A 12,554-nucleotide genomic window follows, 5' to 3' on the forward strand; every position below is an offset into this window, starting at 1 on the left:
TCACTACTCTAATGTAATGAAACTAACTCACATAACCCCTGTCTGCTTGAACTGCATACTATGCAACTTGTAATAAAATCCGCCCAGTTTAAGGAGTTCTTCATGGGTTCCCATTTCCCTGATCTCCCCCTTATCCAGCACAATGATCTTACTGGCCTTACTGATGGTAGATAATCTGTGGGCAATAATGATAGAAGTGCGATCAGAGATCAGCTTGTCTATAGCCTGCTGGATCAGCATTTCTGACTCTGTATCTACAGAAGAAGTGGCCTCGTCCAGGATAAGGATGGAGGGATTATACAGCAGTGCACGGACAAAAGAGATGAGTTGCCGCTGTCCCAGTGACAGCGTGCTTCCGCGTTCCATCACCTGGTAGTCGTACCCACCCGGTAATTGCATAATGAAATCATGCATTCCTATAAGCCGGGAGGCCTGTTCAACCTGTTCTTTTGTAATAGCAGGATTACGAAGCGTTATGTTTTCATATACAGAGCCGGCAAAGAGGAATACATCCTGCAACACTACTCCTATCCTGCTGCGGAGCGCTGACAATGAATAATCTTTAATATCAGTACCATCTATCAGGATCCGGCCTTTCTGTATTTCATACAAACGGTTCAGGATACTGATAATCGTCGTTTTACCGGAACCGGTATGCCCCACAATGGCAATGGTTTCTCCCGGACGGGCAGCAAAGTCAATATCCTTAAGCACATACTCCGCATCTTTATACGCAAAGTACACATGGTCAAAGGTAATAGCACCTTTCATGCCGGTAGCTTCCTTAGTACCTGTATCAGCAATGTGATCATCACTATCCATGATCCTGAATACACGCTCACTGGCTACCATTCCCATCTGCAGTGTGTTGAACTTATCGGCCAGCATACGCAGCGGACGAAATAACATATTCAGGTACATAATGAAAGCGATCATCACCCCCTGGGTCACCTCATAGTTCAGTACCTTGTTGGCGCCCCACCATACCATCAGGCCAAGAGAAATAGCCAGGATGATCTCCACTACCGGGAAGAATACGGAATAGGCAAAAATTGCGTCTATGTTAGCTGTGCGGTGCTCTTTATTGATCTGGCGGAAGCGGGCATATTCACGCTTTTCACCTGTAAATGCCTGTACAATCGCCACGCCTGTCAGGTGTTCCTGCACAAACGCATTCAGCGCCGATACAGCATTCCTCACACGGTAGAATGACTTGTTCACGCTTTCTTTGAAAATATAAGTAGCAATGATCAGTATCGGGAAGGGAGAAAGGCTGATCAGTGTAAGCCGCCAGTCTTCGATAAACATTACCACAAGGATTGCAATGATCATCAGCATATCTGCAATGATAGAGATCAATCCTTCGGAGAAAACATCATTAATAGCCTCGATATCATTGATAGTACGGGTAGTGAGGGTACCGATCGCTGTCTTGTCGAAGAAGCCCAGGTTAAGATGTACAATCTTCTTATAAACAGTGACCCTGAGGTCTTTTATCACAGATTGTCCGAGCCAGTTGCTGAGATAGGAGAAGTAGAAACGCATCACTGTTTCCAGCAGCAGTAAGAGCACCTGGATAACAGTAATAATGATCAGCATCTGCATCAGCTGACCGGCGATATATTTGTCTACTGTTAGCTGTATCAGGTATGGCCGCATAGGCGATATAACGGCAAGTAATACCGTTAGGAACATCGACATATAGAACGAGCGCCTGTATGGAACTGCAAAAGTGAATATCCTCCTTAATAAGCTAATATCAAAAACCTTCTTGACCGCTGTATTTTCCACTGTACAAAAGTATAAAGAAAAAGCCCTCCGGCAATATTGCCGGAGGGCTTTTTCTTTATTTCATCATTCGTTTACTTATCCTCTTTCATGATCTGTTTGTAGGCCTTGATAAATATAGCGCCCAGGTTCTTATGCGGCGGCACATAGTCGCTGAACAGCTCCTTATTGCGCGCATCTCCTGCAAAGCGTTTGCCCAGGGCAGCCCACATCTGTACCCAGTCTACATTTTTACCGCTGCGGATGGTTTCATCCAGAGTGCGGATAATCGGCTCATTAACGAAGCGTGTTCCCACCTGTTTGGAAGAAATGATATGCGCTTCCGGCGATTTCTGCAATACAATGGCCAGGTTATGATAACCACCACAGGATCCTAATACCACAATCTTGGCTGAACTCTGCAGATTGTCCAGCGTTGTATTCACATGATAACTATGACCACGGTGAATAAAGACGGTCGGGTGAATATCGTTCTCATCCAGGTATTCACTCAGTTTCTGAATAGCCTCCTTATCTGCCGGCTCTTCCAGCGGAAGGTTCGCGTAGATGGTCACCGGTTTGCCTTTGGTAGACTGGATGGTCGTCCAGTACTTATTCTTGCTGATCTTCCACTCACTTGAAGGGAAGTTGCTCATAAAGCTTACATAAGAATCGTGGCCATCCTTGTCTCCATAGAAGAACACCTGCTGGTACACCATACCACTGTCACTCAGCAACGCATTATAAGTTACGAAGTTAATAGGCGGCAACTGCAGTTTTGCAGCCATCTCACTGGCTTTCGATGAGTCGCTGCCTTTATCCGTTTCCGTATCAAACAGGCTTCCCAGCAACTGGTAGATCACAGTACCTCTTCTCTCTTTTTTGCGGGATACAAAAACGTAATTCTTCTGTACTTCTTCGCGCAGGAAGGCTAACAGTTTCGGATCGCGGATGCTGCCGAAAGAGTTGGCTACATCCACCGCATCTTCGAGGTCTTCCGTCTTTTCCAGGCTGCTCACATATTTCTTCATAAGGTAGTTAGCATTCTCAGGAGCCATGGATTTCAGGAAGTTATCCAGGGTATTGAAACCAGCCGCCATCGCGATGAACTTCTTGAACCTGTCAAACTCCACCAGCATCAGCAAGCTGTCTCCGCGCGGCGGTTTCATACGCGCCATCATCTGGTCATAGATACCTGCATTATTGTGATTGGTATAACTGGATGTGTATAGTTCTTCCTGGCCATTTATGATCAGGTAATAGAGCTCTTCAGGTGTAAAGTCTTTTACTACACGGAAACGTACATTTGCCGGTTCTTCGTGCAGATCGTTTATCTCGCGGATGTAACGCAGCGAACGGGCCTGCAGGTTTTCCAGCATCGCTTTCAGACCGATAACATTCTCCCCGTTATTCTTACGGCTTTGCAACGCAATAGCGCTTTTCACCAGTTGTTTGAAGTACAGGTCTTCATTGTCGGTAATGGCAGACAATTTTTCCACTGTAGTAGTCCCGGCCATCAGTTCATCAATGAATGGCAGTATCAGGGTAGATTGCCCTGAATTACCTATCTGAACGATCAGCTGCACGATCGGATCCTGGTTCTTTTTTATGGCAGTGGCAACCGGCGTATAGGAAGTTGCATAAGTCAGTACCTGGTTAGGGTATTTCCTTGCAACTGCTGCTATTATCGAATCTGTAGCCGGATATTCCAGGTAATTGCCTATCTGCGACATTACCGTCGGAAGATTATTGAAGGCATATTTTGCAAATAACACCCCACGGGCCTCCTTATAGCCTGGATTATCGTGGAAAGGCTCTATCATCTTTTCTCCAGCGTCGAAAGACAGGTTCTGTATATAAGGCAGAATGCTGGCACCCTTAATATCGGCCTTCATCATATCGCGGTAAGCCTGCACCATGGCTGGCGCTTCTTCCGGCGCTATCCTGCGGTAGTTACGCTTGATATTGTAGTCATGGATCATCACATACAGGCCTGAAAGATATTTGATCTTCAAACGGTGATCCAGCGCAGAATCCAGCTCAATCTGGGTCTGCATATCGTCTATCTGTTTAATCAGTGCATTGGTGACCTGCAGATTGATAGTCTGATCGTCTGATACGCGTACCAGGTCATCTGCCTTACCATCAAATTTCAGGGCAGCCGCCTGCTCTTTGTCAATATTATCGTGGAAACCAATTCTTCCGATAGGTATTTCAACTTTTTGCGCTTGGGCATGAAGCGGGTCCTGTAGGGAGACCAGTAACAAGATAATAGTTATAATTCTTTTCATTAATATAAATATGCTTTACTCTGACATACTAAAGCCAGTATAGCAAATTTACTACCAAAATACCACAGCTCCGCATTTCCGACCTATTAAGCGTACTTTTAAGCCTGCAAAACAGCGAGTTCCATATGCAAACCTTTATTAGCGATATGTCGGGAAAACCATTCCCGACTTCAGAGAAAGTACACTGCCGAAGCGTCAGCAAAAACATCCTGGAGCTGGTCCGCAAAGATCACCCGCATGTCACCACCAAATCCCACCTGGCCGTTTCAGAGCTGAACGAATACCGGCAAAAGTACCTGGAGCACCTGTTTGCCAGAGAAATCGGGGAACTGACGGAAATGGAAAAGATGGTCCTGGAAAAGCTCAAAGAGCATGAAACGCTCACCGATAAACTCCAGGATGGCGATAATCCCGCCGCTTTTACCTTTGGACAACGCCTGGCGGATAAAATCGCCTCTTTTGGCGGCAGCTGGACCTTCATCATCATGTTCCTGCTGTTCATCCTGATCTGGATGGGCATTAACGTATACTGGCTGGCAAACAAAGCCTTTGACCCCTATCCGTTTATCCTGCTGAACCTCATTCTATCCTGTCTCGCAGCCCTACAGGCTCCGGTCATCATGATGAGCCAGAACAGACAGGAGGAAAAAGACCGGCAGCGGGCCAAAAATGACTACATGATCAACCTGAAATCTGAGCTGGAGGTAAGGATCCTGCACGAAAAAATAGACCACCTCATTCTACACCAGCAGCAGGATATGATGGAAATACAACAAACCCAGCTTGAAATGCTCAATGAAGTAAATCAGGCACTAAAAAAGATTGCCGGAAGCACTAATAATCACAAACATACGAATGGCGACTCTCAATAATAATAGTATTATCGCATCTGCAGCCACCAGTAAAAAAAAGCGTAAATTTGAGGACCGGCATTCCTTTACAGTTGCGCATTCTGTCCGAATTAACAATTAGATAATGTTAACTTTTCATTAATAGCGGAGACGGCGTTATAATTTTGTGCCGTCTTTAAAAAGTCAATATATATGATAGACCAAGTGGTTGCAGGTAAAATCTTGGTGGTGGACGATGAAATTGATATTCTGGAAATCATCAGCTATAATCTCAAATCAGCCGGATATGATACAATCACGGCAAAAGATGGCAGTGAAGCTGTTCAGAAAGCAAAGGTGTTCCGCCCCGACCTTATCATGCTGGATATCATGATGCCGAATAAAAACGGTATTGATACCTGTCGCGAGATCAGAAAGATCCCTGAATTTAAAGATACTATGGTGCTGTTCCTCACTGCACTGAATGATGAAAAATCAGAGATAGATGGTTTGAACATGGGTGCTGACGACTATATCGCAAAACCTATCAAACCAAAATTGCTGGTAAGCCGTATCAACGCGCTTTTCCGCCGCCTGCACAAACCTGAAGATATGCAGGTACAGCTGGGCGATCTGATCATCGATCGTGAAAAATTCACAGTAACATACAAAGGCCAGGAAATTATCCTGGCGAAAAAAGAGTTCGAACTATTGCAGCTGCTGGCGTCAAAACCTGGCCGTGTATTTCTCCGCAATGAGATCCTGAACCAGGTATGGGGTACAGAAGTAATTGTTGGCGACCGTACTATCGACGTACACATCCGTAAAATACGCCAGAAAATAGGTATTGACCTCATTACTACAGTGAAAGGTGTGGGCTATAAGTTCGAGATGTAAACTGCACCAGCTCACCCACTTACCATTTAACCATTATTTCTTCTACTCAGAGATGCGCAACCGGGCATTGCGTATATCGAGCTTTGTGTTTTATGTCAAGTGAAAAAATTGGTTTAATTTCCCGCTATTATAACGATTACTCACTATGGAGTATGTTTAAAGCCAAGAATCTTTCTCCACAAAAACTGGCAGGATTTACTGCCCTCATACTTTCAGTTATTATCACACTGGGCACCCTCGTGATAAATGCTCACTGGAAAATAGTGCTGATTGCGTTTGTACTCACCTTCCTGGTGTCGTATTACCTGTATCTGTATACGCTACAGAACTTCATTTACAGGAAAATAAAACTCATTTACAAATTCATTTACCAGACCAAGGCCTCCAAACGGGAAGAGTTCTTCAATAAGAACATCCTGCCGCTGAAGACCATCGAAGAGGTAAGTGAAGATGTGGAAAAATGGGCCAGCCAGAAGAAGGAAGAGCTGGACATGCTGCGCCGCAATGAAGAGTTCCGTAAGGAGTTCCTCCTGAATCTCAGCCATGAACTGAAAACGCCCATCTTCGCCGTACAGGGATATATTCATACCCTTCTCGACGGGGCACTGGAAGACCCGAACGTCAACAAGATTTTCCTGAAAAATGCTACCAAGAACATTGACAGGCTTTGCCGCCTGATTGATGACCTGGATGAAATATCCAAGCTGGAAAGCGGAGAAATGACCATTAACGGTGAAAACTTTGTTATCCAGGACCTTATCAGGGATGTGTTTGACACGCTGTCCCTTAAAGCCAATACCAAAGGCATCAAGTTCAGTGTGAAGAAAGGCTGCGAAGCGCCTATTCACGTACTGGCTGATAAGGAAAAGGTAAGACAGGTGCTGATCAATCTTGTAGACAACTCCATTAAGTATGGCCGTCCTGACGGACATACCGTAGCCAGTATTTACATCATGGATGACAAACGCGTACTGATCGAAATATCAGATGATGGTATTGGTATCGCAGAAGAACATCTTCCCCGAGTATTTGAACGCTTTTACCGTACCGACAGAGCCCGTAGCCGGGATATAGGCGGTACTGGTCTGGGACTGGCGATTGTAAAACACATCGTGGAAGCACACGGTCAGACCATCAATATCCGTAGTAAACCGGAGATAGGCTCTACCTTCGGCTTTACCCTGGAATCCGGCGAATAAGCGCTAAAAACGGTATTGGAGCCTGCAGGTGAATACATTGTCCGGCAGGTCTTTCTCGTACCCTTCCAGGGAAGTAGATTCGTTTTTAACCAGGTCGTAGTACAACATCACCTTCATATTGGCATTGAAATAATGCACAAAGCCGACGCCGAGGGTATTATACCGGATGTCTGCAGGTGTCGTTCCACTATTAGCAGCGCCTATTTCCTTCCCTTTTACTTTCTTATTAGGATCGTACCAATCATATTTCACTACTATCAGGTTCATTGGATCGCCCAGGTTCTGTAAAAGATACAGATAAGCTCCGTCAAAATTCCTGATATACAGGGGGGCATTCACACCGCCACTCACTGGTATAGTACCGGGCGTTTCAGTACTCGATGCTGTCGCTGTTTGAGAACCACGCAGGTATTCCAGCCTGATCTCTGTAGCGCCTTTGTTTTCCCCGTCAGGTATCCTGAATTGAACGTCTGCTCCATAGTAATGACGAGGTGCAATCTTCCCCTGATTAGTTACCGAAGAATCGACATAATAGGCCGGCTTACCTGCGCTTTGTCCCATTTTATAAATATACCGGGTAAACTGCTCCATTCCACCGTATAGCATAGACACTGCTCCTGACAAGCGCCAGTTCCTGCTGTTCAGTTTAATGGGTTTTACTGCTACACGGGTAATAAAGTCTTTATGGCTGTCGAAATCGCTGGTAGCTGTCAGGCCCTGTCCGTTAAACAGGCCTGCATCTATTTTCAGGAACTTTAAAGGATGATTGGAACGGCGGGGTTCAAAAGAGACCATAGCGCCTATATCACGCTCCGTCTTCATCAGGATCTGCGACATGCGTCCACGTTCCGGTGTTTCACGATCGCCTGAAGATAAATTGACCTCATAACTGATCGGACGGGCGAACATCCCCGCGGTCAGGGAAAAGACATCCCACTTATTCTCGAAAATGCGGCCGAAGAAGTCACGGATAAATACCCCTCTTTCCGTACCGTCAAATTGAAAGGCAAACTGTACTACCGGCATATGTGCTTCGTCATACCGGGCATAATCGAGACGAAAGCGGCCACGGCGCAAAGTGAACCTGTTATCCACTTCCGACGGGAAATCGCCACCGGCATAACTTTTTATGCCTTTTGATGACGCATACTGAAACTGAGGCTGAATATAACCGCTGAAACGCACAGCGTCGTATTTCTGATACAATGAAAACATACCCTTCCCTACACTGGTAGTGGTATCTATCATATCCATCAGAAACTGTGCTTTGGCAATACCGGAAAATAACAAAGGCAAGCAAATGATTGCCATATGTTTAAATCGCATTCAGGAAATTTTGCGCAAAACAACGGAAAAAGAATGATAACAAAAAGATAACAGTCTAAAACTGTAGATAAATAGGCATCATTGGTTGAGAAGACTTCACCTGTACCAATAACCAGATGAACACCACCATGACTACGACGCTACCCGCTACCGGAACACGGGACAAAGCATGCTCTGTGAACTGTTCCGCACGTTTCGGAAGGAAATGCAGGACAAAGCCCAACAGCATTACCCAGAATACCGCCGTATAACCATTATACAGTTCCAGCCATACTCCAGGCTGGAAGTCGTATACCACCTGGTGCAACAGCGCCCATGAGTCCTGGAAAGTAGTGGCCTTAAAGAACACCCAGCAGAAACATACAAAATGGAAAGTAAGCAGAATACCTCCTATTTTCAGTAATGTGCCTGCCCAGCCGCTTACGCCACCTCCACGTTTCTTTAGCCAGTCCAGCCTTACTTTATCTACCGCCAGCGCACTTCCATGCATAGCGCCCCAGAAGATGAAATTCCAGCTGGCGCCGTGCCAGAAACCACCTATCAGCATGGTCAGCCCCAGGTTGATGTACTGGCGCACCTTGCCTTTACGGTTACCACCCAATGGGATGTACAGGTAATCTCTCAACCAGGAAGAGAGTGAAATATGCCAGCGGCGCCAGAATTCTGTGATACTGAAGCTCTGGTAAGGAGAATCAAAGTTTGGCGGAATCTTGAAACCGGTCCACCGGGCTATACCCAGTGCCATATCAGAATAACCGGAGAAGTCGCAGTAAATGATCAGGGCATAGCCGTACACTCCCAACAGGCATTCCAGCCCGGTGTGTTTGGACGGATCATCAAAAATATACTGAACGAAGTTCTGGTTAATGAAGTCAGAGATCACCACTTTCTTGAACAACCCTCCTATGATCAGGTACATGCCTTTACCAATATCTTCGGAATCGAGCACATAAGGCTGTGAGATCTGCGGAATGAAGTCAGCTGCCCTCACAATAGGCCCCATCATCAGCTTCGGAAAGAAAGACAGGAAGAACAGGTAGTCCATAAAATTGTCTACCGGCTTTATTTCCCGCCTGTACACGTCAATGGTATAGCTGAGGTTCTCGAAAGTATAAAATGAAATTCCTATAGGCAGGAGCAGTTTCAACGGCTCTACCTTACCCAGGTGCAGGTCATTGATGATACCGATGAAGAAGTCGGTGTATTTGAAGAAGAACAGCAATCCCAGGTTGAGAATAATACTGATGATCAGCAATCCTTTCTGTTGCCGCTTACTCTCCGAATCATAGATGTACCTGGACAGGTTAAAATCGACGATAGCCGAAAGAATAACCAATCCCACATACATACCGCAGGCCTTATAGAAAAAGTAAAGTGAGAAGATGGTAAATACCCATACCCTGCCCTCCTTACTCCGGCCCACAGCCAGATAGCATAACAGGAAGAAGGCAAAGAAATAAAAGAAAAAAGCGCTGTTGAACAGTATAGGATCATCTTTCTGGTATAGTAAGATCTCCAGCAGCTTATTCACGTCAATCATTCAGCTTGATTTTTATGGGTCTTTTCTACTTTTAAAAATTTATCATAGCTATTACGCAATGCCTCATACAACAGTTTTCCCTGCAACTGATAACCTCTTGCATTGAAATGGATATGATCTCCGGACCATCCACTGGCAAAGTTTTTTGCCATGGCCTTATTCACTCCATTAAAATTCCAGCAGGCTATCCCATTTTCCCGGCAGTAACTCATGATCTGCTGGGTGACAACAGCTATGTAAGGATTAGGATAATATGCTGTACGGTAATAGGTTTTGTATTTCTTCCCCACTTTTCTTCTGTACGGCCGTTTGCTCACACGCTTACACTCGGGCGGCGTTGTCAGCACGATAGACGCCTTAGGCTGATACCTCCTGATCATCTTCACTGCCTCGTCGATCTGCTCACGGAATGCCGATGCGCTCAGACTGCCATATGCTTCATTAGTACCAAGAGAAATGATCACCAGTTGTGGTTGCATCACTTCCATTTCTGCTATCAATGTGCTGTTGTTCTCATTATAATGCTGGTACATGGCCCCATTGATACCTACAGCGCTGTAAAGGATCCCATTTTCTCCGTTTTGCAGCAGCGCTCCATAAAACCGGAAAGGCTGTGCATTCTGCCTGTCCCATCTTACCTGGAAGGTCTGAACAGGCGCTGCAAACGTCAGCGATGCTTTTCTTAGGGTAGTGGCGCCACCTTCGAAGGGAGCGGTAGAAATATCCACTCCGGCTCCCGGCACGCTAATGGTAGAATCGTCAGTACCCGGATCATAGAATAATTCTGCCTGACGCACATTGTTATCCATCCGCTCATCGTCCTGCCGGCCATTGAATGCCAGTGTGGGCGCATCATTCCTGGAAGTGAGCACTATTGCACCCGGTCCCAGTACGTCCGTAGATTTATTCCTGTCAATGATCCTATCTGCATCCCATCTGCTGGTACTGTTCCAGCGATAGTCTGAAGGCCCATTCGTATTAGCGAGATTATAGGGGAATACCCATCCTCTGCCGGCGCTTCCAAAATCCTGTTGCAGGAAGAAGGCTGTAGTGAATGGAAAAAAACCCGCCTGTATATGAGAATCTCCCAGATGTAAAACGGATATAACATTACTATCAGACTTACGCAGCGCAGCAAAGAAACGGTACAATGCTGTATCCTGTGCTATGCCGTTGTTTTGCCCCACAGCCATACTGCTGATGGTGGTCAATACTCCCGTAAATAAACTGATAATTACTTTCTTACTCGTGTTCCAACTGCTTATATTCATCCATCATCGCTTTATACAGCAGCGCTCCCACCCTGGCCGCTCCCTGTCTGTTAAAATGAGTGTAGTCCTTATTTGCCAGCACCGGATCTCCCTCTACCCAACGGATCATGGAGTTCTCTCCACCCATGGCAGCATACAGGTTCCAGTAAGCTGCGCCATGTTCTTTGGCCAGTTCATGCTGTACCTTCAGCAATGCGGTCACACCTGGTGCGGTGACATAATTCCCACTTTTTTTGTATGATTTATCGGCTGTACTTATTACGAGGAATGAAGCATTTGGCAGGTCATTACGGAGGGAGTCCAGCACTTTCTTCATTGGACTTCCATACCATTTATAGTCGGTCAGTTCGGGCTTCCACAACACATTTGCGCCATAATGCAATACGATCAGGTCATAGGGATGTTCAGACTGCATCTGCTGCAACAGCTGGCCAGACAGCTTACCGAGCTCAATTCCGCTGATACCGCGGAATGAATAGTTATCTACATATACGCCACTGTCTCCTTCAAAACACACACCGTAAAATGGCGCTGCGGTACCACCAGCCCACTTGATCATGACCTGCTGAGCAGAGTCCATCTGAAGGGACAGCTTATTAACAGCGCGATTACCGGAAAGCGCATATGCTTTATTATTTACAGAAATATTGCCGGAAGAAACAGGACCATACAGCACACTCACTCCTGTAAACCTGCTCAGGCCACGTTTTTTAACAGGCATATACTTGATCCAGCTGGACTCGCCCGGTACAAAAGTGTGACCGGAGATACCCAGATAAAGATTGGAAGGCGGTAATTGCTTATAGCTATAATCTTTCCAGTCTTTAGAAAAAGTATGTGTGATAGTAGTCCGGAATCCGGCCACTACAGAGGTAACAGGCACAAACCCCACGCCTTCTCCGCCAAAGAGATGCTGCAGGCTATCCCGCAGATCTTCGGTGATCAGGTCTCCTTCTATCATGGAGTCGCCAAAGTAGGCGATACGTACTTTCTTTCTTTTCCTCGCTTTCAACTCATCGAGCGCCAGGAGGAAGTGCTGCAGACCTGCCCTTACAGTGGTGTCAGCCCCTAGCGGAGGGAGGTAATTGATAATCCCTGTATAAGTAGCAAAATTGTGTAAGTGATCAGGGTCTGGTATTACCGGCATCTCTGCTCCCAGGGAATCAACGGCAGCTGTATTGGTAGTATCTTCTGGTAAATCAGCTGCGATCAGGGCGCTGTCAGTACCAATATCTTCAGGGGCATCTTTTCTTACATCAGCTAAAAGATCAAGGGGACGGGTTGTAAAATCATTGAACGAGAAGCTGTTTTTTACCAGTGACAATGCCACCAGGCATATTAAAGTCCCCGCGATAATGTAAAAGGGATAGGCAGATTTGTTTTTGCCGGACATAAATGCTGAATCTGATTTGTTCGTATAAAACTACAGACTA

The 12,554-nt window shown here is 45.9% G+C and carries 9 protein-coding genes; 3 read left to right on the top strand and 6 right to left on the bottom strand.

Annotated features, from left to right (window positions below):
* Positions 1 to 27: 27 nt before the first annotated feature.
* Complete coding sequence (locus BLR32_RS18640; RefSeq protein WP_245705461.1) at positions 28 to 1,701, bottom strand: ABC transporter ATP-binding protein; 1,674 nt, start codon at positions 1,699 to 1,701, stop codon at positions 28 to 30.
* A 161-nt stretch (positions 1,702 to 1,862) separates the two neighbouring features.
* The gene (locus tag BLR32_RS18645) at positions 1,863 to 4,058 is read right to left on the bottom strand and encodes a hypothetical protein (RefSeq protein ID WP_089834362.1); all 2,196 of its coding nucleotides are present in this window, start codon (positions 4,056 to 4,058) and stop codon (positions 1,863 to 1,865) included.
* A gap of 125 nt (positions 4,059 to 4,183) precedes the next feature.
* On the opposite strand from BLR32_RS18645, the gene BLR32_RS18650 reads away from it, so the two are divergent.
* From BLR32_RS18650 to BLR32_RS18660, 3 genes are all read left to right on the top strand, one after another.
* Entirely contained in the window at positions 4,184 to 4,930 is a 747-nt protein-coding gene (locus tag BLR32_RS18650; protein WP_089834363.1) for a DUF1003 domain-containing protein, read from the top strand.
* A 171-nt stretch (positions 4,931 to 5,101) separates the two neighbouring features.
* Positions 5,102 to 5,785, top strand: coding sequence for a response regulator transcription factor (locus BLR32_RS18655; protein WP_089834364.1), 684 nt, complete (start codon positions 5,102 to 5,104; stop codon positions 5,783 to 5,785).
* 152 nt (positions 5,786 to 5,937) lie between these two features.
* Positions 5,938 to 6,984 (top strand): sensor histidine kinase, encoded by a 1,047-nt coding sequence (locus tag BLR32_RS18660; RefSeq protein ID WP_176842362.1) that lies wholly within the window; start codon positions 5,938 to 5,940, stop codon positions 6,982 to 6,984.
* A 3-nt stretch (positions 6,985 to 6,987) separates the two neighbouring features.
* On the opposite strand, the gene BLR32_RS18665 is transcribed toward BLR32_RS18660, so the two are convergent.
* The 4 genes from BLR32_RS18665 to BLR32_RS18680 form a co-directional block, all read right to left on the bottom strand.
* Positions 6,988 to 8,295, bottom strand: coding sequence for a porin (locus BLR32_RS18665; protein ID WP_176842338.1), 1,308 nt, complete (start codon positions 8,293 to 8,295; stop codon positions 6,988 to 6,990).
* Positions 8,296 to 8,365: 70 nt separating this feature from the next.
* Positions 8,366 to 9,850 carry an MBOAT family O-acyltransferase gene (locus BLR32_RS18670; RefSeq protein ID WP_089834366.1) on the bottom strand — a complete coding sequence of 495 codons (1,485 nt, stop codon included), beginning with the start codon at positions 9,848 to 9,850 and terminating at the stop codon, positions 8,366 to 8,368.
* Complete coding sequence (locus BLR32_RS18675; RefSeq protein ID WP_089834367.1) at positions 9,847 to 11,121, bottom strand: GDSL-type esterase/lipase family protein; 1,275 nt, start codon at positions 11,119 to 11,121, stop codon at positions 9,847 to 9,849. The genes BLR32_RS18670 and BLR32_RS18675 overlap by 4 nt, the downstream gene beginning before the upstream one ends.
* Positions 11,093 to 12,514, bottom strand: coding sequence for an SGNH/GDSL hydrolase family protein (locus tag BLR32_RS18680; protein ID WP_089834368.1), 1,422 nt, complete (start codon positions 12,512 to 12,514; stop codon positions 11,093 to 11,095). The genes BLR32_RS18675 and BLR32_RS18680 overlap by 29 nt, the downstream gene beginning before the upstream one ends.
* Positions 12,515 to 12,554 lie beyond the last annotated feature (40 nt).

It is taken from the genome of Chitinophaga filiformis, assembly GCF_900102545.1.
Classification (GTDB): Bacteria; Bacteroidota; Bacteroidia; order Chitinophagales; family Chitinophagaceae; genus Chitinophaga; species Chitinophaga filiformis.